Genomic DNA, 21,700 nt, shown 5'->3' on the forward strand with positions numbered 1-21,700 from the left:
TATTAATCCATCCGCGCATAGCGCGTCATCTGATCGACGCCGAGCATGCGGCTTTCGATCATGCGATAGCGCGAGAGATTTTCCAGCGCCTTGCGTGCGACCGGAGTCAGCGCCGGACGGCCGGGGCGACCGAGCGGCTTCACGCCCTTGTGAATGATGACGTCGTCGGCGAGGCCCGCCGCAAGCAGGCTCTCCGCCACGCGCGGTCCACCCTCGCTGAAGACGCGCGTCACGCCGCGATCCGCCAGCAGCCGCAGCGCCGCCAGCAAATCGAGACGGCCGTCGATCGTCGGAACGCGAACGACTTCGGCGCCCGTCAGCTCCGCAAAAGAATGCGCGCTTACGTCCGGAACGTCCGGACCGATCAAGACGAGCAGCGGCGTCTCGCGCGCGGTGAAGGCGAGACGCGAACGCGGCGAGAGCGTGAGGTTCCGGTCGAGCACGACGCGAAGCCGTTTGGCGCCGTCCAGCCCAGGCAGGCGCACGGTCATCAGCGGATCGTCCTCGCGCGCCGTGCCGGAGCCGACCATGATCGCGTCGTGCAGCGAACGCTGCACATGGGTATAGGCGTCGGCGATGGGGCCGGTGATGCGCAGACGCGGATCGTGCGCGTCGCCCGCCGCGTAACCGTCCGCGGTCTGCGCGAGTTTCAGCGTCACCATCGGCCGGTGCTTGGTGACGCGCAGGATATGGCCGAGATGATCGCAGCGCGCCGCCGCCGCTTCGGGGCCGACGACCACCTCGACCCCCGCATCGCGCAAAAGCGCATGTCCCCTGCCCGCGACGCGCGGGTCGGGATCTTCCATCGCAGTGACGACTCGCGTCACGCCGGCGGCGATAATGGCGTCGACGCAAGGCGGAGTGGCGCCGTGATGCGAACAGGGCTCGAGCGTGACGTAGAGCGTCGCGCCGCGCGCCGCTTCTCCCGCCGCCGCAAGCGCGATGGCCTCCGCATGCGGGCGCCCGCCCTCGGCCGTATATCCGCGCGCGACGATGACGCCGTCCTTCACCACGAGCGCGCCGACGGCCGGATTGGGAGCCGTGCGGCCCATATTGCGCCGGCCGAGCGCCAGCGCCGCCGCCATATAGGCGCCGTCGGTCGCGGCGAGGGACATGGTTTCGTGGCGGCTCATTTAATCGTCGGCGTCTTCTAATCGTCGGCGTCTTCGGCGAATTCGCCGCCGCTTTCCAGTTCGTCGATGATGGCGTTGAAATCGCGCGCTTCACGGAAGTCGCGATAGACGGAAGCGAAACGGACATAGGCCACCGCGTCCAGCGAACGCAAGCCCTCAATGACGAGTTCGCCGATGCGTTGGCTTTCGACCTCCAGCTCGCCCAGGCTTTCGAGCTGGCGAACGATGCCCGAAATCATGCGCTCGACCCTTTCAGGCTCGACCGGGCGCTTGCGCAGCGCGATCTCCACGGAGCGCGTGAGCTTGTCGCGATCGAAAGGCGCGCGCTTGCCGGATTTCTTGACGACGATGACCTCGCGCAGTTGCACGCGCTCGAAGGTCGTGAAGCGGCCGCCGCAGGTCGGGCAGACGCGCCGGCGCCGGATGCAGGCCGAATCCTCGGCGGGACGCGAATCCTTCACCTGCGTGTCGAAGGAGCCACAATAGGGACAGCGCATTTATTCGCCCTTTGGGCGAATGGCGAATAGCGAGCGGCGAACAGTTTTCACCATTCGCTACTCGCTAATCTCTATTCGCTTTTATGAATAGATCGGGAACTTCGCGGTCAGCGCGTGGACCTTCTCCTTCACCGCCGCTTCCGTGCCCGCATTGGCCTCTTCGCCCTTCGACGACAGGCCGTCCAGCACTTCGACGATCAGGCCGCCGACTTCCTTGAACTCGCCCACGCCGAAGCCGCGCGAGGTCGCCGCCGGCGTGCCGAGACGGACGCCGGAGGTGACGAAGGGCTTCTCCGGGTCGAAGGGGATGCCGTTCTTGTTGCAGGTGATGTGGGCGCGGCCGAGCGCGGCTTCCGCCGCCTTGCCGGTGATCTTCTTGGGACGCAGATCGACCAGCATCAGATGGTTCTCGGTGCCGCCGGAGACGATGGCGAGGCCGGCGTCGACCAGCGTCTGCGCCAGCGTCTGCGCATTGTCCTTCACGCGCTGCTGATAGGCCTTGAACTCGGGCGTCAGCGCCTCGCCGAAGGCGACGGCCTTGGCGGCGATGACATGCATCAGCGGGCCGCCCTGCAGGCCCGGGAACACCGCCGAATTGATCTTCTTGGCGATGTCTTCGTCATTGGTCAGCACCATGCCGCCGCGCGGGCCGCGAAGCGTCTTGTGCGTCGTGGTGGTGACGATATGGGCGTGCGGGAACGGCGAGGGATGCAGGCCCGCGGCGACGAGGCCGGCGAAGTGAGCCATGTCCACCATGAAATAGGCGCCGACTTCATCGGCGATCTTGCGGAAGGCCTCGAAGTCCCAGATGCGCGAATAGCCCGAGCCGCCGGCGATGATGATCTTCGGCTTGTGCTCGCGGGCGAGCGCGGCGACCTGATCCATGTCGATGCGCTGATCGTCCTTGCGGACGGTGTAGGGAACCGGCTTGAACCACTTGCCCGAGAGGTTGACGGGCGAGCCGTGGGTCAGATGGCCGCCGGCCGCGAGGTCGAGGCCCATGAAGACGTCGCCCGGCTGCGCGAGCGCCAGGAAGACGGACTGGTTGGCCTGCGAGCCGGAATTCGGCTGCACATTGGCGAAGCCGCAGCCGAAAAGCTTCTTGGCGCGGTCGATCGCGAGATTCTCGGCGATGTCGACATACTGGCAGCCGCCATAATAGCGCTTGCCCGGATAGCCCTCGGCATATTTGTTGGTGAGAACCGAGCCCTGAGCCTCCATCACCGCCTTGGAAACAATGTTCTCCGACGCGATCAGCTCGATCTCGTGCTTCTGGCGGCCGAGCTCGAGTTCGATCGCCTTGGCGAGCTCCGGATCGGACTGCGCAAGGGAGGTGGTGAAGAAACCGGACTGGCTCATGGAATTTCCTCTAGCCTAAGGGCGCGAAAGATAAGCGAAAAAGACGGCTTCCCCGGTGCAAGCGGCGAACCCGGCTCTCCATGTCGCGCATTGTTGAGGGGTTCGCCTTATCACGGCGCGGTCGGAACGGAAAGAGTGGCCGATTGAAGCGGGAATTTTGCGGCTGGCTGGCCACAGGACGCATCACCCGAACTCCAGCGACGTCACGCCGAAAATCCGGTCGACCGGCAGATCCGGCGCGGGCCCGCCATACATTCGCACGCAGCCGAAAACCTGCTTGAAGCCGAAGCGCTCCGCCAGAGCCATGGCGGCGACGTTGACGTCGGGCATGTCGATCTGAATCCGCTCGCTGGCGACGCGCGCCATCAAATCCGAAAGCAGGCGATGCGCGGTCAATGGATCATTGGCGGCGAGCGGGCCGATCTTGTAGCCCGTGAGACAGGGGCGCGCGACGCCATAGCCCGCGAGTTTCCCCTTCTCGTAAAGCCCGGCGACATGCGCGCCGGGCTGGGCGACCCAGCGCGCCAAAAATTTTTCGCGCGGCGCGGGGAAGAGCGGGCGGTCATAGACGAGGATGTCGGCAAGGAAGTCGCCGACGTCGCGCATGACGCCCGCATCCGGCGCGCCCGCCGCGACGCCCTGGAAGCGGATGTGGCGATAGGCCTGCCGGAAGCCGCTTTTCTCGTAATAGGGAATCATGGCGAAGACGCCGTCGAGGCCCACGGCCCCTTCCCTGACGCGCTCTTTCGAGCGCGCGATGAGATGGCGCCACAGCGCGCCGCCCAATCCGCGATTGCGATATTCCCGGCGCATGATGAACAGCCCCAGAAAGCCGAAGCGCCCGCCATAGCTGAAGACCGATCCGCCGCCGACGAGCGTCTCGCCCTCGCGCAGCGCGATGAAAGCGTCGGGATCGACGCCATGCGCGATGGAGAGATCGTTGCGCCCCGGATTCCACCCTTCGCCCGCCGCCCAGGCGCCAAGCTCCGCGATTTCCTCCAAAGTCATGGCGGCGAACGAAACGCCCGGCGGCAATTCCATGATCATGGTCTATCCATCCTTGAAAAGGCGAAAGGGAAGACTGGCGGCGGCAATGTCAATGCAAGATCGAAATGCTTTTTTACGACGGGAACGTAACCCTGAAAAGGCCGCCATTCCGCATTTCATGCAAGCATCATTCGCTTTGTCGTCGCGCCGCTCCGCAAGTCGCTTGCTGTGCTCCTCGCCGCCCAACGCAGATACCCGTCCAATTGTCCGAATAAGGCGCGCCTGCCCTTAGTCCCTGCCGAACCGCTCGGCGGCGGCCAAAGCGGCTTCCCGCGCCGCCGTCAGTTCGCCCGCCCGCATGTCGCGCAAATGCTCGACGATCGCCGCGGGCGCCCGCTCCGGCGCGCCCGCGTCGAAGGCCGGATGCGGGTCGTATTCAATCGCGAGCTGCAGCATTTTCGCGTGTTCCTCGCCCCGCAGCTCGGCGGCGAGCGTCAGGCCGAAATCGAGCCCCGCCGTGGCGCCGCCGCCGGTGATGCGGTTGCGGTCGATGACGACGCGCTCCGTTACCGGCTCCGCGCCGAAAAGCGGCAGCAGATCGCGCACCATCCAGTAGCTCGCAGCCTTGTAGCCTTTGAGCAGCCCCGCCGCGCCGAGGAGGAGCGAACCGGTGCAGACGCTGGTGACATATTTCGCGCGAGCGCCCCGATCGGCGAGGAAATCGAGGATAGTCCCGTCCTGCATGGCCGGGATCGCGCCCTTGAGGCCGCCCGGAACGAAAAGAATGTCGAGCTCTTTCGGGCAGGCCTCGAAACTGTGGCCGGCCGCATAAGAGACGCCGAGGTCGCTGACGACCGGCGCGCGGTCTTTCCAGACCAGGAAGACATCGGCGTCGCCGAGGCGGCGCATATAGGTCAGCGGCCCGACAAGATCGATGTCGAACATCATCGGATAGATGAGCATGCCGATTCGCAGCATGGCGAAGCGCCCCCGGAGATTCTTCAGCCTTTCCTTATAGCCGAGAATTTTCCGTTGGGTTCGAGAACGAACAAGCGCACGTCGTCGATCCCCTCCAATCCTTTCTGACGCAGGGCGACGCGAAGGTCCTGCTCGCTGACGCCATGCCACAGAAGCAGGTCGCGATTGATATGGGCGTCCTCTCCCAGGATGATCGGCCGCCCTTCCAGGAGCCTGGATAATAATGGCGCGTAGGCGGCGAGGCGCGAAAGGCTCCAATGGAGCGCCATCAGCAAGGCTGTGGCGGCGAGCGTTCCCCATAAAGGCGCGCCGCCCGTAAGGGCTCGGCTGAAATTCGAGCCGGCGATCACGGAAACGAAGACGTCCAGAGCCGACCATTTGGCGTAAGCGCGCCGCCCGGAGACGCGGAGAAGCGCGAGCCCGAAAAAGAAGATCAGCGCCGCACGGGCGCATTCTTGAGCGAGAGAGATATGGTTCGTCGTTCCAAAAATGTCGTCGGAATTCATCTATCCCTCCCGGCGCGCGAAGCTGAATTCGGGGAGATATAGCGCGTCGCAGGCAGGCGGCGGCCTATGGCGTCGCTCCCGACGCTGCGGCCGCAATCGCACGCGGAGCGTGATTTAAGCGGCGCTCTTTTGATAGTCTTTCACGTCCGAGAATTTGATCGCCGGATTGCGCTCGGCGTCATAGTTGAGCTGGAAGGCGGAAGAGCTCATGAAAACCGGCGCCCCGTCGAGATCGTCGGCGACGCTGGAGCCGTTGGAATCGATGAAGCTCTTCAGTTTCAGAAGTTCGCTCGAGGTTATCCAGCGGCAGATGGTGAAACGCGAGGTTTCGTAACGCGTCTGCAAGCCATATTCGGCCTCGAGCCGCTGCGCCAGCACGTCGAGCTGCAGCGCGCCGACGACGCCGACGATGGAGCCGGAGCCGTCATGCGGCGTGAAGACCTGCACGACGCCCTCTTCCGCGAGCTGTTGCAAGGCCTCGCGCAGCTTCTTGGCCTTCATCGCGTCGCTGATGAGGATGCGGCGCAGAATTTCCGGCGCGAAGCTCGGGACGCCGCGAAACACGATGTCTTCGCCCTCGGTGAGCGTGTCGCCGATGCGGAGTTGCCCATGGTTCGGGAGCCCCACCACATCGCCCGCGAAAGCCTCGTCCGCGATCGAGCGATCGCGCGCGAAGAAGAATTGCGGGGCGTTGATCGGGATGTTCTTGCCCGTCCGGATGAGCTTCGCCTTCATGCCCCGCGTGAGCTTGCCCGAGCAGACGCGCATGAAAGCGATGCGGTCGCGGTGGTTCGGGTCCATATTCGCCTGGATCTTGAAGACGAAGCCGGTCATTTTCGGCTCTTTCGCCTCCACCACGCGCTTGTCCGCCTCCTGTCCGCGCGGGCTCGGCGCATATTCGGCCATCGCGTCGATGAGATCACGCACGCCGAAATTGCGCAGCGCCGAACCGAAAAAGACGGGCGTGAGATGGCCCTCGCGGAAGGCGGCCAGATCGAAGGGCTTCGACCCCTCCTCCGCCAGCATCGCCTCCTCGCGCCAATTGTCGGCGCCGTTCGGGAGCAGTCTGTCGAAAAGCGGATCGAAAATCCCTTCCGTCTTCAGCTCGTCGCCGTCCTTGTCGATCTGGCGGACCGTCTTCGTCGCGAAGCGATAAGTGCCCGCGAAATTCTTGCCGCCGCCGATGGGCCACGTGATCGGCGTCGTGTCGAGCGCCAGGGTCTTTTCGATTTCGTCGAGCAGTTCGAACGGGTCGCGGCCCTCGCGGTCGAGCTTGTTGACGAAGGTGACGATCGGAATGTCGCGCAGACGGCAGACCTCGAAGAGCTTGCGCGTGCGCGCCTCGATGCCCTTGGCCGCGTCGATCACCATCACCGCCGCGTCGACGGCGGAGAGCGTGCGATAAGTGTCTTCCGAGAAGTCCTCATGGCCCGGCGTATCGAGCAGATTGAAGACGCAATCGGCATATTCGAAGGTCATCACCGAGGTCACGACGGAAATGCCGCGCTCCCGCTCGATGCTCATCCAGTCCGAACGCGTCTGCTGCGCATTTCGCTTGGCCTTCACCGCGCCGGCGAGTTGGATCGCGCCGCCGAAGAGGAGAAGCTTTTCGGTGAGCGTGGTCTTGCCGGCGTCAGGGTGCGAGATGATCGCGAAGGTGCGCCGCCGGGAGACGGGGTCGTTGGCAGGGGCGGTCAAGAGCTTTCGGTTCCGGACGAGTTATTCTCGACGGGATTAGCGTCTTGCGGGCGCGACTGCAATCCTTCGCAGGGCGCTGGAGCGGCGTCGTCATCCGGCGCGCGATAACGCAGGCGACGGTAGATGGCGGCGCCGGCGAGCAGAAGGCGGCCGGACGCCGTGCGGCCATGGCAAAGCGAACGGAGCGTGATCGAATGAGTCGCGACGCGGCGCTTGAACGCCTCATCGCCTCTCAAAAGATCGATCGATTTCAGGCCGTGGTCGATGGCCCATTTGATATAATTGATCATGAGCGCCATGCCGGGAGAGCCGCGCGCGAAGGCCGGATCGAACGCCGTCAGATAGGCGAACAATTCCCCGCGATATTCGAAATTGACCGAAATCGCGATGATCTCGTTATCCCGCTCAATGACGAAAACGCGCAACGCGCCTTCCCGCGCCATCGCGCCGACGAGCGCATTGAGCGTCGCGGACCCCTTTTGAGCGAAGAGCGACGAATGCGCGGCGGCTTCGCCCAGTCGCAGACGCTTGAGTTCGCAAAGGCGCGCGAGCGCCGGCGCCAGAGGCTCATCCGGCGCGAGCAGGCGAAACGTCACGCGGGCGTTTTCTTCGAGAACGGCCAGGCCGCGCCGATAGTTCTGACGGAATTTCTTTGGATGAGCGTCGAACCACGCGGCCCCCGTCGGCGCGTCGCTGAGGACCCGGCTGCAAGTGGCCTCGCGATGATAGGCCTGAAGAAAGCCGCCAGCCCGCTCGCTCAGAACGCCAATGCACGCGCCGGGGCGGACATCCGTCAGGACGGCGAAGTCGAATGCGCAGGATTTTTCCAGCGCGCGCCACATCTGCGCGAGCAGGGAAGGCGCGGCGCCGGGCCGAAGCACGGCGTCGCAATAATCGGAATAACCCTGCGCCGCCCATTGGAGAATGCGCAGGCCGCATGTCCTGCGGATGGCGAAGGGCGCGACGGCGTCGATCCGGTCGCCGCGCCAAGCGACGACGACCCGCAGATCGCGGGCGTCCCCATCGGTCGCGGCGCCGGCCCATGCGCCGATCCAGGCATGGCTTTGAAAAAGCGAAGCGCCCGCGTCTTCACAAATATCGCGCCATTGCGGGCCGATCTCCACGAACCGCTCATATGTCCGGACGACTTCGATCCTGTAATTCGCGTCTGTGAGACAAGCAGAAGTCATTGGTCCGCCCCGTCCGACAGAATAGGGTTGGCCCATCTGTCGAGACGTCGTTTCGCAACCGCCCACATCCGTTCCAGCGGCATGACATAAAGCCCCCAGAGCGACTGGTTCTCACGCGCGCCGTCACAGCCGAACATGAATGTTTCGCCCGGCTCGGGGATGCATTGCGTACCGAACAGACGGTCCCAGAAGGAGAACATCAGACCGAAATTCTTGTCCGCGTGCTTTTCGGCGACGCTGTGATGGAGCTGATGCCAATGCGGGCACAGGAGCAGCGCGTTGAGAGGGCCAAAAGAGATGGGCAGATGTGTGTGACGGACAAAATCCATCATCAAAATGTCCCGCATCAAATAAACATTGATCCCGAGCACCATGACCTCGACCGGGTCGAGCACGAAAACCGACCAGAGACCGTAGCAAACGCCCGGAATGACGCCGTCCCAGACACGGTTCATCAATTCGTCGAGCGGATGCACCCGGTCCTTGGTGACGCCGACCATCACCTCGGCGGAATGATGCACCTTGTGCAGCTCCCACAGAATGGGAATGCGATGCTGGGCGCGGTGATAGAGATAGTAAGAGAAATCGTAGGCGATCAGCATCGACGCCGTAAACAGGATCATGACGAAAGGTCCGGCTGCGCCTGACGCCGACGGGTCGACATGAAAAATCCGGCCCACCACTTCGCGCGTTGCGTAAGCCATGCCGAAAACAAAAGTCGAACCCGCGATCATCAGCGGCATGATCGCGCGGCGCACGAGCCAGAACGCAAAATCCGCGCGCGCCGATGGGTGGGTCAGAATCTCGACCGGCGCGGCGAAGGAAATGAAGTCGCGCGCCGACTTCGTCTCGCGCCCGCGCCAATACACGAACAGCGCCGAGCCAAGCGCGGTCGCGAGCAACAACGCCAGCCCCGCCAGATTTTCACCGGTCAATTTCGCTGACAGCCGGTCAACAAACCACTCGAACATCTCAGCCCCGCCAGTAACAATTAAGAAACATTTATATCGAATGTACCGACTGCGCTACAATTTGACCTACATATGGTTGATCTTGAACTATGCAGTATAAGCCCGGCGTTCGCGGGGCGCGTTAACGCAGATTGTTAACCACTGGCCTGCACGGCGACGCAATCGAGACCGCCACAGGCTCTTACGCGAAATCCCCCGCCAGCGCCTCCCGCGTCGCTTCGGCCATCACCGCCATATGGCTGTAATTCGGGTGCGAAAAGCCGAGGATCGCGCGCGCATTCGGCGCTTTGAACGCCGCGACCTGCGCCGGCGCGAAGGGGAAATGCACGAACTGCACGCTGCTCGCTTTGCCCTCGGCGGTGGTGCGGTCCTGGTCGGTCTCCGCCCTGCCGGCGATACGCTCGCCGCCGACCTCGATGAAGGCGGCCTCCTCGATGCCGCCCATCCCAGCGAGCACGCGGGCGCGCCGCAGCGGGTCGTCGATTTCGATCATGAAGGTCGCGACGAGCTCGCTTCCCTTGGGGATGAGCGGATTATAGGCCGCGAGCTCCTCCGGAACCTGCGCGTCGCCGCCGCGCTCGATATGGAGCATCTCCTGCACCTGCAGCCACATCGTATCGAAGCTCTCGAAGTAGAAGGTCACGAAGGGACCCACCTCGACGCGGCGGTTGCGTTTGATGGCGGTGATGCGCTTGCGATGCTCGGCGCGCCCCTTGGCGTATTCGGCCCAGGGGAGAATGTCGGCTCGGGTAAGTTCGTGACGGCTCGTCATCTTGTTGGCGCTCCTAACTTGAGCCCTCGTGCTGAGGAGCGGCGATTTATCGCCGCGTCTCGAAGCACCAGGGCGAGGCCTCATTGGCAGTCATTTTTCCTCGTCCTTCGAGACGGCCGCAAGCGGCCTCCTCAGGATGAGGAAAAACTCCGCCGCCCTTATCGCTCGCTCGCGAGGCCGTAAGCCCGCGCCATCAGCACGATCGGATGGCCGACGCGCTCCGGCTTGGGCGCATCGCCCGCAAGGCTTTCGATCCCCTGCTCGATGTGGATGCCTGCCAGCGGGCATTCCGACACGATATGCTTCTTGCCGACCGCGTCGAGCTGGCGCATGGCGGGCTTGCCCACTTTCATCGCCGTTTCGAAATTGCCCTTCTTGTAGCCCCACGCGCCGCCATGTCCCGAGCAGCGCTCGACCACCGCGACGTCGGCGTCGGGGATGAGCCTTAAGAGCTCCGCGCCCTTCTGGCCGAAATTCTGCGCGCGCGAATGGCAGGACATATGGAAGGCGACGCCGCCGTCAATGGACTGCATGCCCTCCGCGAGCCCCTCTTTCTTGGCGATGTCGACGACATATTCCGAGAGATCGAAGGTCGCGGCGGCGAGCTTTTTCACGCTCTCGTCATTCGGCAGAATGAGCGGCCACTCGAATTTCAGCATGAGCGCGCAGGACGGCACGGGCGCCACGATGTCGTAGCCCTGATCGATATAGGACGCGAAAGCGGCCGCGACCTTGCGCGCGGCGTCGGCGACTTCGCCGATGAGCCCCTGCTCCAGCTTCGGCATGCCGCAGCAATGCGGGTTGAGGACTTTCGTCTCGACGCCGTTCCTGGCGAGCACGCCCAGCGCCGCCATGCCGATCGACGTGTCGTTGTAATCGCCGTAGCATGTGGCGTAGAGCACGATCTTGCGCGCCTTGCCCGGGCCGGCCGCGTTGCGCGGGAGCGGATTGGCCTTGGCCCTCGCTTCCAGCGTCTGCGCGGCGTATTTCGGCAGCTCGGCGTTTTTGTCGACGCCCGCGATTTTCTCTTCGAGGCCGCGCATCGGGCCGCCCCGGCGGGTCGCCCAATTGACGGCGCCTGAGATGAGCGTCGCCCATTTGCCGTTGCGGTCGGTCTCGGCGAGGGCGCGGTCGGCGGCTCCGATTCCCTTCTTCTTCGCTTCGACGGCGCGGTAGCGCAACATCAGATGCGGGAAGTCGAGATTGAATTCGTGCGGCGGCACGTAAGGGCACTTCGTCAGGAAGCACATGTCGCAGAGCGTGCAGGCGTCCACGACCTTCTTGAAATCCGCGCTCGCGACCGTGTCGAGCTCGCCATTCGCCGATTCGTCGACGAGATCGAAGAGCCTCGGGAAACTGTCGCAGAGATTGAAGCAGCGGCGGCAGCCGTGACAAATGTCGAGCACGCGGCGCATCTCCGCGTCGAGCTTCGCTTCGTCATAAAAATCCGGGTTTTCCCAATCCAGCGGATGTCGGGTCGGCGCCTCGAGACTGCCTTCTCTCATGATGAACTTTCTACGGGCGCCCGCAAGCCAGTTTCGGCTCCAGGCCCTCGCCCGAACCGGAACGTCGCGCCGGGGCGACCATTATCGTTGAGGGAGATCGCCGCCAATCCCCCGACGGCGGCGATGCTGTTCGCCGGGCGAACCCGGCCGGATCGCGGAAACGGGAACGGCGCGCCATGCCGGAGACGCCGCTCCCCCCCTCCGCAATTCTTATTTCAGCTCGTCGAGCGCCTTCTGGAAGCGGCCGGCGTGCGAACGCTCGGCCTTGGCGAGGGTCTCGAACCAGTCGGCGATCTCGTCGAAGCCCTCTTCGCGGGCCGAGCGCGCCATGCCCGGATACATATCCGTGTATTCGTGGGTCTCGCCGGCGACCGCGGCCTTGAGATTGTCCGAGGTCTTGCCGATCGGCAGGCCGGTGGCCGGATCGCCGGAAACCTCGAGAAATTCCAGATGGCCGTGGGCGTGGCCGGTCTCGCCTTCCGCGGTGGAGCGGAACACGGCGGCGACGTCGTTATAGCCTTCGACGTCCGCCTTCTGAGCGAAATAGAGATAGCGGCGGTTCGCCTGCGATTCGCCGGCGAAAGCGGCCTTCAGGTTCTCTTCGGTTTTGCTGCCCTTGAGCGATGCCATTATTGCCTCCAAGGAGAAATTGACGGAGCGCGGACCCCGTCAATGGGCTCCGGCTTCGCTTGATTAGAATAATTCAAAACTGGGCCGCGTCCAACTGAAATCGGACAAAAAGCGGCGCCATCTGGTCGCACACTGGGATTTCCGCCTTCCGGCTTGACTTAAGCCAAACCGGCTGGACCTCTGTTCTTACTTGAATCCGATCACCATGGAATCGGGGCCGACGAGATGCGCGACGCGCGTCTCGCGAAAGCCCGCCGCCCTCATCCATCCCTGACAATCCGCGCCCGTATAATCGAATCCGCCGGCGGTCTCGATGAGCATGTTGAGGCTCATCAACAGGCCGAAGGCGTTTTCGCGCCGCTCATCGTCGATCAGCGCCTCATAGACGATGAGCGCGCCGCCGGGCGGGAGCGCGTCATAGGCTTTCGAGAGCAGCAGGCGCTTCTGGTCCAAATCCCAGTCGTGCAGGATATGGCCCATGATGATCACGTCCGCCTGCGGCAGCGGGTCGGCGAAGAAATCCCCCGCACGAAAACTGATGCGCGCCGCAAGTCCGTTCGCGGCGACGAATTCGTCGAATATCGGCTGCACCTGCGGCAGGTCGAAACCGACCCCGACAAGATGCGGATGCGCGCGCGCCAGCGTGACGGGAACCATGCCCTGCGCCGCGCCGACATCGACAAAGCTGTTGTAGTCCTTCCACGGAAACTTGTCGGCGATGGCGTTGGCGGCGCCGGCGCTGACGCCGCTCATCGCGGAGAGAAAGCCGCGCAGCCGTTCGGGGTCGGCGTAGAGCGCGGCGAAGAGATCGCCCTCCTCCTTGTTCTCGCTCTGCCGCCTGCCCGTTTTCAGCGCCTCCGTCAGGCGGCCCCAGCTCTCGTATAGGCGGGCGTTGGCCATCTCCAACAGGCCGCCAACATAGGAGGGCTTTGACCGCACGAGGAAGAAGTCGGTCTCCGGCGTGTTGCGGTAAACGCCACCCTCGCGCTCCAGCAGCTTCAGCGCGACGAGCGCGTCAAAGAAGTCGCGCGCCGAGCGCTCATGCAGACCGAGCTTTGCGCGCAGCGTTCTAAGATCGGCGGGCGTCTCGGCCAGCGCGTCGAAGACGCCGAACTCCACCGCGGAAAGCAGCGCCTTGGCGTTCCAAAAGGACATGCCGATGCGCAACAGATGTTCGGGCGAGGGTTTCATGGTCATGCGAACGCATCCTTTTCACGCGGCGGCGCCTCTTTCCGCCAAAGAACGCCTACGCTACCTTCGCCACATGGCGGATCAATATCAAAGCTTCGCCGCGCTCGCCGCGCGCGAGATCGAGGGCGTGCATTACCGCGTTCATGTCGCCGAGCGCCCGTCGCCCATCGCGGTCGTCGCCCCTCATGGCGGCTGGATCGAGCCGGGGACCTCGCATGTGGCGACCGCCATCGCCGGCGCCGATTATTCGCTTTACCGTTTCGACAGCCTCGCGCGCCGCGCGCGAGAGAACACCATGCACATCACATCGACTCGCTTCGACGAGCCGCGCGCGCTGGCTTTGATCGCGGCGAGCGAAATTGTGCTCGCCATCCACGGCCGCAGGAATGGCGACGACAATGCGGCTATCTGGGTTGGCGGACGGCATGAGGCCCTGCGCGACGAGATTTGCGCCGCGCTGTCTGAGGGCGGCTTTACGGCGAAGGCCGTTGGCGAAGGCCATCCGCTTTCGGGCTGCGATCCAGCGAATATCTGCAATCGGGGGCGTAGCGGCGCCGGCGTGCAGATCGAGATGCCGAAAGCGCTGAGACTGGAGTTGCTCTTCGCCCGCCCGCGGCTGGCGCTTCTTGCAAAGGCGGTGCGCGCCGGACTTGCGGCGCGCTCATAAACCTATTCCTTGATGTCCGGCTCGACGAGCTTCGCCAACTTCTGCAAAGATTCCTGCCAGCCGAGATAGCACGCCTCGGGAGGGATGACGTCGGGCACGCCCGCCTGCGTGATGTTGAGCTCCGTGCCGGTCGAGACCGCCTTCAGCGTGACCGTCACCTCCATCTCTCCCGGCAAATTCGGATCGTCGAAACCGTCCGTGTAGCGGATACGCTCATTGGGAACCAATTCGACATATTTGCCGCCGAAGGAATGGCTGTTCCCTGTCGTGAAATTGCGGAACGACATGCGGTGTTCGCCGCCGATCTGAGGGTCAAGCTTATGAACGGTGCAGGTAAAACCGTAGGGCGGCAACCATTGCGCCATCGCATCGGGCTCGATGAAGGCGCGATAAACCTTTTCCGGCTTCGTGGCGAGCACGCGATGAAAAGTGATCGTGTTTGGCATGAAAGTCCCTCCCGGACCAAGGAAACGCCAATCGCCGTTCGATCGCTAGCGCTTCTTCCCCGCAAACGGATTATCCCCCGCTCGCTTCGAAATTCGGATCGGCACGCCCGGCAGATCGAACGTCTTGCGCATTCCATTGATCAAAAAGCGCTCATAGCTTGCCGGCAGCTCCTCGAGCTGATTGCCGAAGAGCACGAAATGCGGCGGGCGGGATTTCGCCTGCGTCATGTAGCGGATCTTGATGCGGCGGCCGGAGATCGCGGGCGGCGGCGATTGTTCGACGGCGGAGAGCAGCCAGCGATTGAGCCGCGATGTGGCGATGCGCTTGTTCCACACGACATGCGTGGCGACGATCGCCTCCATGAGCCTGTCGAGCCCCTGCCCCGTCGCGCCCGAGACCGGCACGACCGGACAGCCGCGCACCTGCGGCAGCAGGCGCTCGGCGTCTTCGCGCAGTTTCGTGAGCGTCGCGCCCTTGTCCTCGATCAGGTCCCATTTGCCGAGCCCGATGACGAAGGCGCGGCCCTCGCGCGCGGCGAGATCGGCGATGGTGAGGTCCTGCTTCTCGAACGGAATGGTCGAGTCGACGAGCAGCACGACGACTTCCGAGAAGCGCACGGCGCGCAGCGCGTCGGCGGCGGAGAGCTTTTCCAGCTTGTCCACGACCTTGGCGCGCTTGCGCAGGCCCGCCGTGTCGAAGAGCTTCATCTTGCGGTCGCGCCAGACGAAGTCGACGCCGATCGAGTCGCGCGTGATCCCCGCCTCGGGGCCGGTCAGCAGCCGGTCCTCGCCGAGAATGCGGTTGATCAGCGTCGATTTGCCGGCGTTGGGGCGTCCGACGACCGTGATGCGCAGCGGCTTGGTGACGTCGAGATCGCTGCCGTCCTCCTCGTCGTCATAGAGGTTTTCCTCCTCAGCCTCTTCTTCCTCGGCAGGCTCGGCCGTCTGCTCCGGCAGCGCCTCGCGCAGCGCTTCGTAAAGCGCGCCGATTCCCTCGCCATGCTCGGCGGAGAAAGGCACGGGATCGCCCAGACCCAGCGAAAAAGCCTCGTAAGCGCCGGCCTCTCCCACCTTCCCTTCCGCCTTGTTGGCGATGAGGATCACGGGCTTGCCGGCCCGGCGCACGAGATCGGCGAAATATTTGTCCTCCGGCGTCACCCCCACGCGCGCGTCGATGACGAAGAGAATGCCGTCGGCCGAGAGAATGGCGCTCTCGGTCTGGGCGCGCATGCGCCCCTCGAGCGTCGCGCTCGCGCCCTCCTCCAGTCCCGCCGTGTCGATGATGGTGAAGCGCAGATCGGCGAGCTTCGCCGCGCCCTCGCGCCGGTCGCGCGTCACGCCCGGCCGGTCGTCGACCAGCGCCAGCTTCTTGCCGGTGAGCCGGTTGAAGAGCGTGGACTTGCCGACATTGGGACGGCCGATGATGGCGAGGGAGAAGGACATTTCGTAAGACCTCGGGGGCTCGATGGCCCTTCAATAACGCGAAACCCTCTCCCGCCGGGAGAGGGTCCAACTGTAGCAAGTCCTGTCGACGCCCTTCGTGCTTCGAGACGCTTGCTCCGCAAGCTTCTCAGCATGAGGGCTACTTCTTTGCTCAAGACAGTTAGGCCTCATCCTGAGGAGCGAGTGGAGCTCGCGTCTCGAAGGACGAGGCCGCCGCCGTCGGGCTCACTTCCCCGGCGTCGCCTCGAACGGCGCGGCGCCGGTCGGCATGGCGCCGCCGGATTCCGGCTCGATCACCGGCGTCACGTCGATCTTGCCGCCGTCGGCTCCGCCGCCCGCAGCCGCCGCCGGCGCGGGCTTCGGTCCGCGCTTGGCGTGCAGTAGCCCCTTATAGGCGGAAGCGCGCTGGCGCATGGATTGCGGCGCGTCGCCATTATTGAGCACCTGCTCGAAGACGCGCTCGGCCTCGTCGAAATCGTCGTTGAACAGCGCGTCGAGGCCATTCCATTCCTGCGCGGAAAAGCGGAAGGGACCGTCCGAGATCATGAGCGGCCCGAGCGCGCGTTCGAGCTTCTGGCGGTCGTCGCTCTCCAGCATGATCAGCGCGGCCCGCAGCATGGCGATGTGCTGGGTGAGCTTGTCGACATTCGCGTCCTCGCCGATGGCGGTGAGCTCCGCCATCGCCTTCTCGCGGTCCGGATTGACCTCGGCCGCGCGGATGCGGGCGAGCGCGGCGTAGCCCTTCGGGCCGTCCTTGGCGAGCGAGTCGAAGGCGGCGGCGGCTTCGGCCTTTTTGCCGTCCTCGGCCAGTTTCTCGGCCGCGACATAGCGGTCATTCGCGGCTTCCGCCGCCTTGAGCCGCTTTTCCTGATAGTAGCTCCAGGCGCCGGTCGCGGCCACGATCAGGAAGGCGACGACGAAGATCGGCGTCTGATAACGACGCCAGAACGCCTCGGCCTTGTCCCGGCGGACGTCTTCGTCGACCTCGTTGAAAATATCCGACATCTCGCGCGACCCTCGCGTTTCCAGCCCTGTTTTTCTTGTCCCCTCAGGGGAGGCGACGGGGTTAGCACAGGCGGGCGCGAAAGGCGAGCGAAGCCTAGCTCCGCGGCGCGACATGCAATGTGTCGAGCGCCGCCCGAAGACCCCGGGCGAGTTTAACCGCGTCGTCATTCGCCCAGAAGTGAACGAAGAAGGCGCGCGGCTCCTCATCGAGCATATGATTATGCACCGCGGTCACTTCGATCCCGTTGGCGCGCAAGGCCTTCAGCAGCGGCCCGACCTCGCTCGCCAGCGCCACGAAGTCGCCGGAGATCGCCGCCCTGCCGTCGCCCGTCGGCTCGAAATTCAAGGGGATCGCTGTTCCCATGGCGGGCGGGATGGGCATGGCGCCCATGCTGATCGCATCGGCGCGCGGGACGCCGATCTGGAATACCCCGCCATTGTTCTGGCCCTTGAAGCCGATGATCTGCTCGATCTGAGCCGTGTCCAGGGAGAGCTTCGGCGGCGTCCCAGCCGGCGCGGCCTGAAGCGGCGTCTTCGACTGGAGGAGCGCGCGGCGCACGGCCCCTGCGAGTTGGACCGGATCGCCCTGCCCCGCGACATGCATGTAAAAGGTCGCCGGGCTCGCGCGCAGCAGGTGATTATGGACGGCGGTGGCCTGTACGCCGCTGCCGAGAAGCGCGCTCATCACGGGATTGATCTCGCTTTCGGTCAGCACAAGATCGCCCATCATCACAGCCTCTTCCCCTTTCGGTTCGAAGGCGACCCAGCCGCCCAGCGCCAGGGGCGGCAGAATGTCGACGCCGTCGAGCGTCACATGCAGGTCGCTTCGCGGCAGGCCGTATTTGCGCACGGTCCCGATCGCGGCCCCCTTTCGGCCCAGGGCGGCGTCGACCTGGGACCAGTCCGTTTCCGCCTGGACGGCAAAGGACGCCAGCGAAAAGAGGACTCCGACGACGGAAACAGCTGTCGAGCGCATGACGATCCCCTGAAAACGCAACGGAAGTCAGATAGAGCCCCTCTCTATCCAAGACAGGCCGAGGATAAATGTAATTTAGCGGCTGTGACGCGCTGACGATGGCGCGGCCGTTGCCCCCGCCGCCCTGCCCCGGCTACAGTCCCGCCGCCATGCTCTATTACGCCGTCAAGGTCATCGTCTCCGCCCTCGTCATCGTCGCCGTCTCGGAGATCGCCAAGCGATCGACGGGCTTCGCGGCCTTTGTCGCGTCCCTGCCGCTCACCTCGCTTCTCGCCTTCGTCTGGCTGCGGCTCGAGGGAACGGAGCCCGAGAAGATCGGCGAACTTTCAGGCCAGATCTTCTGGCTCATCATCCCCTCTCTGCTGCTCTTCCCGCTGCTGCCTCTGCTGCTCCGATATGGCCTCGGCTTCTGGACAGCGCTCGCCGCCGCAGTTGGAGGCACGGCGGGCGCCTATCTTCTGATGCTGCCGCTGCTGCGCAGGCTGGGCGTCAACCTTTGAGGGTCTGATAGGCGTCGTCCACCGCCTCGCGCAGTCCGCGCCAGACGGGATTGATCCTTACGTCCGGCCCCCAATTGTAGAGGGCCTTGGCGACCTCGGCGATGGTTTCGTTGACGGGCTCGCTGCCGCCTTCCGCGAGTTCATCCGAGAACAGACGCGGCGGCGCGGCGCCCGTCCAGGCGTCCCAATGTTCGTTCGAATAATTTGATACGCCACGCTGCGCGGCGAGAAGGTCGGGCGTGAACTTTTCGAAGCGTCGATGCAGCGGGCCGCCCGACGGCTCTGCATTGTAAGCGTCGCGCACGGCGAAATAGCGCAGATGCTGAAGCTCATGCGCGAGACAGCAGCCAAGACGCGCGTCGCTCATATGCGGGTCGTAATAGATCGTCACGCGCCCGTCCGGCGTCGCCTCGCCTTCCGACGCGAAGCTCTGACCGAGAAATTCGAAACTCTTACGCTCCGGGCTGAGCGTCACGCAGCGCGGGTCATGGCCGAATTCGCGGGCCAGCGCGGCCAGCCTATCGCGCTGGCGCATGAAGCCGGGCGTCCGCGTTACGTCCGACGTAACGCCGCCCCCGGCCGGCCAGTGTGTTTCGTCGGGATCATGCGTGATGCGCCAATCGAAATCCATATGGCGCTCGGCGATATGCTCCCACCACCGCCGCCCGTCCTTCTGAAATGGCGACAGATCGTTGACCCGCACATGAGTCAGCGCGCCGGGCCGCTGGCGAAGTCCGTCCATCGCCGCCGCGACCATGCGCCCGCCGAGACCCGGTTCGATCGAGTTGATCTGCTCGAAGACGAGCGCGGGAGGATCAAACCTCCCGGCGAGAAGCAGCGCTACGCCGGAAGCCGTCGCATCGCCGGGCGTCGTCATCAATTTGGGAGACGTCGACGCTTTGATCTCGACGAAAGAAGCTCCAAACGGCTCCACGCTCACATGGAGACCGAGCGCGCGCAGATTGCGGCTGATCGCGCCAGCGATTTGCGCGATCGCCGGATCCGTCTTCGCTCCTCCATTTCCAAAGCTCAAGAAACGCCAGAAACCCATCACACCCGCCTGCCTTCGCCATATTTACCGCAGGCGACGTTGCCGAACTACCGTTGGTAGAGGCCAATGAGGCGCGCCTCGGACAGAAGATGCTTTCGGGCTTCCTCCTCCACCTCCGCGCAAGTCGGATGGGCGCGGATGGCCAATTCGGCGCAGCTCAAGGCGAGGAGCCGGAACCGATAGCGGTGCCGCCCATGGCCATGCGGCGGACAGGGACCGTTATAGCCAAGCTGGCGGAAGTCGTTGACGCCATGCCGGAAATCCTCGAATCCCACCGGCCGCCCCGCGCCTTCGATCAGTTCAGCGTGATAGGCGGGGATGTCATAGCAGGCCCAGTGATGAAAGAGGCCGCCCGGCGCGTCGGGATCGTCGACGAGCAGAACAAAGCTTTTCGTCCCCTCCGGGGCGCCGGTCCATCGCAAGGGCGGCGAACGGTCGTCTCCGTCGCAGGCATGCGCGCGAGGTATCGGGCCGCCATCGAAGAACGCCTCTGACGCCAGTCGCATATGTCGTCTCCTTCGCTGCTCCTCCTGCTAACCCCGCTAGATAGCGCCGGACTGGAGCGGCGAAGCGCGGCCCGTCGCCGGAACCGCGATCTCGACTACGCTATGGAAGCATGGGCCGCACGGGGCGGGGCCGAAAACGCAGCCTGCGGCGCGCTCCGCGAACTATCCGACGATCGCGTGGGGGATAAAGCGCGATCGGTTCGACGTCACCGGCGAGGAATCTTCCCGTATGCCCATCCCGGCGGGCTCGCCGCCCACGACCCAGGAGCCGATGACCGGATAGCGCCCGTCGAAACAGGGAAGCATATGCAGCGCCTGCCGGACGTGCCCCTCCGATCCGTAGCTCCCCGGCGCGCTCGCGACCGCGCGGCCGCTCTCGATCAACACGACATTGGCGCCTTCGCGCGAATAGATCGGCTTCTTGGCGTAGCTCTCGCCGAGCGACGCCGCGCGCGGATCATCGGCGAAATGGCATTCGAGCAGATTTGGGTGGCCCGGCGCGAGCTCCCACAGAAGCGCCAACATGCCCTTGTTCGACAAAAGCGCCTTCCATGGCGGCTCGACGAAGCGCGTGTAGCGCATCGCAGGCGCATGGGAAAATTCGTCGGCGAACATCCACTCCCAGGGATAGAGCTTGAAGAGCGTCTCGATCCTCCGGCCGTCGCGATCGCAAAATTGGGAACCCTTGAGCCCGATATCCTGCAAATCGAGCAACGCGGCGGCGCAGCCCGCCTGCGTCGCGCAATCGGCGAGATAGGCGGCGGTGCCGAAATCCTCGACGCTCGCGCTCATCGCGGCGAAATGGACGAAGCTCTTTGGCGCGAGCGTCTCCCACCGCGCGATGAGCTTGTCGTGCAGCGCGTTGAATTGATCCGCGTCCTTGGGCAGCGCGCCGCTCTCCATGAGCTGCTCCAGCCAATGCCATTGCACCACGGCGGATTCGAAGAGGCTTGTCGGCGTGTCGGCGTTGAATTCGAGCAGCTTGGGCGCGCTCGCGCCGTCATAGGCGAAGTCGAAGCGGCCATAGAGCGACGGCTCGCATTTACGGAAGCTCTCCGCGACGAGATCGCGCGCATGTTTGGGAATATGCAGGCGATCCATCATTTTCTCGCTGGCGACGATGCGCCAGACAAGCTCGTGACAAAGCGCGTCGATCTCGCTCGTCGCCTTTTCGATGTCGTCCTCGATCTGGCGGAGCGTGAAGACGTAGCGGACGCTCTCGTCCCAATAAGGCTCGCCGTCCATATGCGCATAGGCGAAGCCGATCTCGTCGAAATGCTTCTTCACGTCCGCGCGAGGTTGTGAATTTTCTCGTTTCATCAGCCGCCGCCGAAAAAGCCGCCCGAGTGGCCGAAACCCCCGAAGGAGACGCCATGCGTCGAGCCGGAACCGCCGCCCCAATGCCAGGCGCTGCCGGAGCGCCGATAGCTGGAGGAGGATCCGCCATGGCTGCCGCTATGTTTGCAGATGAGTTCGTCCGGCTTGGCGGGGTCGGGCTCGCAATTGAGCTTGCGGTCGATCCAGTCGAAAGTCTCATAGGCGCCGAGCGTGACCGCGCCCATCAATGCGAGCGATACGGCGAGAGAGCGCTTCTGGCCGGAGATGATTTCGCCCGGCGGCTTGGGCTTGTGGACGACGACCGGCGGAGGTCCGCGCTTGCCGAAACTGTTGGGCTTTTCATCCGCCATG

The 21,700-nt window shown here is 64.4% G+C and carries 23 protein-coding genes; 2 read left to right on the top strand and 21 right to left on the bottom strand.

All coding sequences use genetic code 11. From position 1 onward, the window contains the following. Positions 1–2: 2 nt before the first annotated feature. The 13 genes from ribD to MMG94_RS04690 all read right to left on the bottom strand — a co-directional run bounded on the left by ribD (position 3) and on the right by MMG94_RS04690 (position 13,417). Positions 3–1,133 (bottom strand): bifunctional diaminohydroxyphosphoribosylaminopyrimidine deaminase/5-amino-6-(5-phosphoribosylamino)uracil reductase RibD, encoded by a 1,131-nt coding sequence (gene ribD, locus MMG94_RS04630; RefSeq protein ID WP_016919064.1) that lies wholly within the window; start codon positions 1,131–1,133, stop codon positions 3–5. Positions 1,134–1,150: 17 nt separating this feature from the next. Further along, positions 1,151–1,630 carry a transcriptional regulator NrdR gene (gene nrdR / locus MMG94_RS04635; RefSeq protein WP_016919065.1) on the bottom strand — a complete coding sequence of 160 codons (480 nt, stop codon included), beginning with the start codon at positions 1,628–1,630 and terminating at the stop codon, positions 1,151–1,153. An 81-nt stretch (positions 1,631–1,711) separates the two neighbouring features. After that, entirely contained in the window at positions 1,712–2,989 is a 1,278-nt protein-coding gene (gene glyA / locus MMG94_RS04640) for a serine hydroxymethyltransferase (RefSeq protein WP_016919066.1), read from the bottom strand. A 183-nt stretch (positions 2,990–3,172) separates the two neighbouring features. Beyond that, positions 3,173–4,036 carry a GNAT family N-acetyltransferase gene (locus MMG94_RS04645; protein ID WP_016919067.1) on the bottom strand — a complete coding sequence of 288 codons (864 nt, stop codon included), beginning with the start codon at positions 4,034–4,036 and terminating at the stop codon, positions 3,173–3,175. A gap of 228 nt (positions 4,037–4,264) precedes the next feature. After that, positions 4,265–4,954 carry a DJ-1/PfpI family protein gene (locus MMG94_RS04650; protein WP_016919068.1) on the bottom strand — a complete coding sequence of 230 codons (690 nt, stop codon included), beginning with the start codon at positions 4,952–4,954 and terminating at the stop codon, positions 4,265–4,267. A 23-nt stretch (positions 4,955–4,977) separates the two neighbouring features. After that, the gene (locus tag MMG94_RS04655) at positions 4,978–5,460 is read right to left on the bottom strand and encodes a DUF421 domain-containing protein (RefSeq protein ID WP_016919069.1); all 483 of its coding nucleotides are present in this window, start codon (positions 5,458–5,460) and stop codon (positions 4,978–4,980) included. A gap of 114 nt (positions 5,461–5,574) precedes the next feature. Next, positions 5,575–7,158: a peptide chain release factor 3 gene (locus tag MMG94_RS04660; RefSeq protein WP_016919070.1), complete on the bottom strand. Its 1,584-nt coding sequence runs from the start codon at positions 7,156–7,158 to the stop codon at positions 5,575–5,577. After that, a complete protein-coding gene (locus MMG94_RS04665; RefSeq protein WP_016919071.1) occupies positions 7,155–8,348 on the bottom strand; it encodes a GNAT family N-acetyltransferase in 1,194 nt (397 codons plus the stop codon). The genes MMG94_RS04660 and MMG94_RS04665 overlap by 4 nt, the downstream gene beginning before the upstream one ends. Beyond that, complete coding sequence (locus MMG94_RS04670) at positions 8,345–9,319, bottom strand: sterol desaturase family protein (RefSeq protein ID WP_016919072.1); 975 nt, start codon at positions 9,317–9,319, stop codon at positions 8,345–8,347. The genes MMG94_RS04665 and MMG94_RS04670 overlap by 4 nt, the downstream gene beginning before the upstream one ends. A gap of 181 nt (positions 9,320–9,500) precedes the next feature. Next, a complete protein-coding gene (locus MMG94_RS04675; RefSeq protein WP_016919073.1) occupies positions 9,501–10,091 on the bottom strand; it encodes a DUF3501 family protein in 591 nt (196 codons plus the stop codon). Between the two features lie 158 nt (positions 10,092–10,249). Beyond that, the gene (locus MMG94_RS04680) at positions 10,250–11,596 is read right to left on the bottom strand and encodes a heterodisulfide reductase-related iron-sulfur binding cluster (protein WP_016919074.1); all 1,347 of its coding nucleotides are present in this window, start codon (positions 11,594–11,596) and stop codon (positions 10,250–10,252) included. 210 nt (positions 11,597–11,806) lie between these two features. After that, positions 11,807–12,226 (bottom strand): rubrerythrin family protein, encoded by a 420-nt coding sequence (locus MMG94_RS04685; RefSeq protein ID WP_016919075.1) that lies wholly within the window; start codon positions 12,224–12,226, stop codon positions 11,807–11,809. A gap of 186 nt (positions 12,227–12,412) precedes the next feature. Beyond that, entirely contained in the window at positions 12,413–13,417 is a 1,005-nt protein-coding gene (locus MMG94_RS04690) for a methyltransferase (RefSeq protein ID WP_016919076.1), read from the bottom strand. On the opposite strand from MMG94_RS04690, the gene MMG94_RS04695 reads away from it, so the two are divergent. Then, positions 13,416–14,084 carry a poly-gamma-glutamate hydrolase family protein gene (locus MMG94_RS04695; protein ID WP_016919077.1) on the top strand — a complete coding sequence of 223 codons (669 nt, stop codon included), beginning with the start codon at positions 13,416–13,418 and terminating at the stop codon, positions 14,082–14,084. The genes MMG94_RS04690 and MMG94_RS04695 overlap by 2 nt on opposite strands. A 2-nt stretch (positions 14,085–14,086) precedes the next feature. Here MMG94_RS04695 and MMG94_RS04700 read toward each other — a convergent pair whose 3' ends face one another. The 4 genes from MMG94_RS04700 to MMG94_RS04715 form a co-directional block, all read right to left on the bottom strand. Then, positions 14,087–14,530 (bottom strand): SRPBCC family protein, encoded by a 444-nt coding sequence (locus MMG94_RS04700; RefSeq protein WP_016919078.1) that lies wholly within the window; start codon positions 14,528–14,530, stop codon positions 14,087–14,089. 45 nt (positions 14,531–14,575) lie between these two features. Further along, positions 14,576–15,973, bottom strand: coding sequence for a ribosome biogenesis GTPase Der (gene der, locus MMG94_RS04705; RefSeq protein WP_016919079.1), 1,398 nt, complete (start codon positions 15,971–15,973; stop codon positions 14,576–14,578). A 225-nt stretch (positions 15,974–16,198) separates the two neighbouring features. After that, entirely contained in the window at positions 16,199–16,978 is a 780-nt protein-coding gene (locus MMG94_RS04710; RefSeq protein ID WP_016919080.1) for a tetratricopeptide repeat protein, read from the bottom strand. 94 nt (positions 16,979–17,072) lie between these two features. Continuing rightward, positions 17,073–17,954, bottom strand: a complete 882-nt coding sequence (locus MMG94_RS04715) for a DUF1259 domain-containing protein (RefSeq protein ID WP_016919081.1) — start codon at positions 17,952–17,954, stop codon at positions 17,073–17,075. A gap of 98 nt (positions 17,955–18,052) precedes the next feature. Between MMG94_RS04715 and MMG94_RS04720 the strand changes: the two genes are divergently transcribed. Further along, positions 18,053–18,454: a DUF3147 family protein gene (locus MMG94_RS04720; protein WP_244415252.1), complete on the top strand. Its 402-nt coding sequence runs from the start codon at positions 18,053–18,055 to the stop codon at positions 18,452–18,454. Here MMG94_RS04720 and MMG94_RS04725 read toward each other — a convergent pair. From MMG94_RS04725 to MMG94_RS04740, 4 genes are all read right to left on the bottom strand, one after another. Then, positions 18,444–19,505, bottom strand: a complete 1,062-nt coding sequence (locus tag MMG94_RS04725) for a hypothetical protein (protein ID WP_016919083.1) — start codon at positions 19,503–19,505, stop codon at positions 18,444–18,446. The genes MMG94_RS04720 and MMG94_RS04725 overlap by 11 nt on opposite strands. 47 nt (positions 19,506–19,552) lie before the next feature. Continuing rightward, positions 19,553–20,011 (bottom strand): YbhB/YbcL family Raf kinase inhibitor-like protein, encoded by a 459-nt coding sequence (locus MMG94_RS04730; RefSeq protein WP_016919084.1) that lies wholly within the window; start codon positions 20,009–20,011, stop codon positions 19,553–19,555. Between the two features lie 162 nt (positions 20,012–20,173). Next, complete coding sequence (locus tag MMG94_RS04735; protein WP_016919085.1) at positions 20,174–21,331, bottom strand: glutathionylspermidine synthase family protein; 1,158 nt, start codon at positions 21,329–21,331, stop codon at positions 20,174–20,176. Next, positions 21,331–21,699 (bottom strand): hypothetical protein, encoded by a 369-nt coding sequence (locus tag MMG94_RS04740; RefSeq protein WP_016919086.1) that lies wholly within the window; start codon positions 21,697–21,699, stop codon positions 21,331–21,333. The genes MMG94_RS04735 and MMG94_RS04740 overlap by 1 nt, the downstream gene beginning before the upstream one ends. Position 21,700 lies beyond the last annotated feature (1 nt).

This window comes from Methylocystis parvus OBBP, from assembly GCF_027571405.1.
Taxonomy (GTDB): Bacteria; Pseudomonadota; Alphaproteobacteria; order Rhizobiales; family Beijerinckiaceae; genus Methylocystis; species Methylocystis parva.

Excerpts from the sequence above, each read along its gene's own strand:
- MMG94_RS04665 (WP_016919071.1), bottom strand. The coding sequence starts at position 8,348 with ATGACTTCTGCTTGTCTCACAGACGCGAATTACAGGATCGAAGTCGTC.
- nrdR (WP_016919065.1), bottom strand. The coding sequence starts at position 1,630 with ATGCGCTGTCCCTATTGTGGCTCCTTCGACACGCAGGTGAAGGATTCG.
- MMG94_RS04740 (WP_016919086.1), bottom strand. The coding sequence starts at position 21,699 with ATGGCGGATGAAAAGCCCAACAGTTTCGGCAAGCGCGGACCTCCGCCG.
- MMG94_RS04735 (WP_016919085.1), bottom strand. The coding sequence starts at position 21,331 with ATGAAACGAGAAAATTCACAACCTCGCGCGGACGTGAAGAAGCATTTC.
- ribD (WP_016919064.1), bottom strand. The coding sequence starts at position 1,133 with ATGAGCCGCCACGAAACCATGTCCCTCGCCGCGACCGACGGCGCCTAT.
- MMG94_RS04695 (WP_016919077.1), top strand. The coding sequence starts at position 13,416 with ATGGTCATGCGAACGCATCCTTTTCACGCGGCGGCGCCTCTTTCCGCC.
- der (WP_016919079.1), bottom strand. The coding sequence starts at position 15,973 with ATGTCCTTCTCCCTCGCCATCATCGGCCGTCCCAATGTCGGCAAGTCC.
- MMG94_RS04680 (WP_016919074.1), bottom strand. The coding sequence starts at position 11,596 with ATGAGAGAAGGCAGTCTCGAGGCGCCGACCCGACATCCGCTGGATTGG.
- MMG94_RS04645 (WP_016919067.1), bottom strand. The coding sequence starts at position 4,036 with ATGATCATGGAATTGCCGCCGGGCGTTTCGTTCGCCGCCATGACTTTG.
- MMG94_RS04685 (WP_016919075.1), bottom strand. The coding sequence starts at position 12,226 with ATGGCATCGCTCAAGGGCAGCAAAACCGAAGAGAACCTGAAGGCCGCT.
- MMG94_RS04720 (WP_244415252.1), top strand. The coding sequence starts at position 18,053 with ATGGCGCGGCCGTTGCCCCCGCCGCCCTGCCCCGGCTACAGTCCCGCC.
- MMG94_RS04655 (WP_016919069.1), bottom strand. The coding sequence starts at position 5,460 with ATGAATTCCGACGACATTTTTGGAACGACGAACCATATCTCTCTCGCT.
- MMG94_RS04715 (WP_016919081.1), bottom strand. The coding sequence starts at position 17,954 with ATGCGCTCGACAGCTGTTTCCGTCGTCGGAGTCCTCTTTTCGCTGGCG.
- MMG94_RS04700 (WP_016919078.1), bottom strand. The coding sequence starts at position 14,530 with ATGCCAAACACGATCACTTTTCATCGCGTGCTCGCCACGAAGCCGGAA.
- MMG94_RS04730 (WP_016919084.1), bottom strand. The coding sequence starts at position 20,011 with ATGCGACTGGCGTCAGAGGCGTTCTTCGATGGCGGCCCGATACCTCGC.
- MMG94_RS04675 (WP_016919073.1), bottom strand. The coding sequence starts at position 10,091 with ATGACGAGCCGTCACGAACTTACCCGAGCCGACATTCTCCCCTGGGCC.
- MMG94_RS04710 (WP_016919080.1), bottom strand. The coding sequence starts at position 16,978 with ATGTCGGATATTTTCAACGAGGTCGACGAAGACGTCCGCCGGGACAAG.
- MMG94_RS04690 (WP_016919076.1), bottom strand. The coding sequence starts at position 13,417 with ATGAAACCCTCGCCCGAACATCTGTTGCGCATCGGCATGTCCTTTTGG.
- MMG94_RS04725 (WP_016919083.1), bottom strand. The coding sequence starts at position 19,505 with ATGGGTTTCTGGCGTTTCTTGAGCTTTGGAAATGGAGGAGCGAAGACG.
- MMG94_RS04650 (WP_016919068.1), bottom strand. The coding sequence starts at position 4,954 with ATGCTGCGAATCGGCATGCTCATCTATCCGATGATGTTCGACATCGAT.
- MMG94_RS04670 (WP_016919072.1), bottom strand. The coding sequence starts at position 9,319 with ATGTTCGAGTGGTTTGTTGACCGGCTGTCAGCGAAATTGACCGGTGAA.
- glyA (WP_016919066.1), bottom strand. The coding sequence starts at position 2,989 with ATGAGCCAGTCCGGTTTCTTCACCACCTCCCTTGCGCAGTCCGATCCG.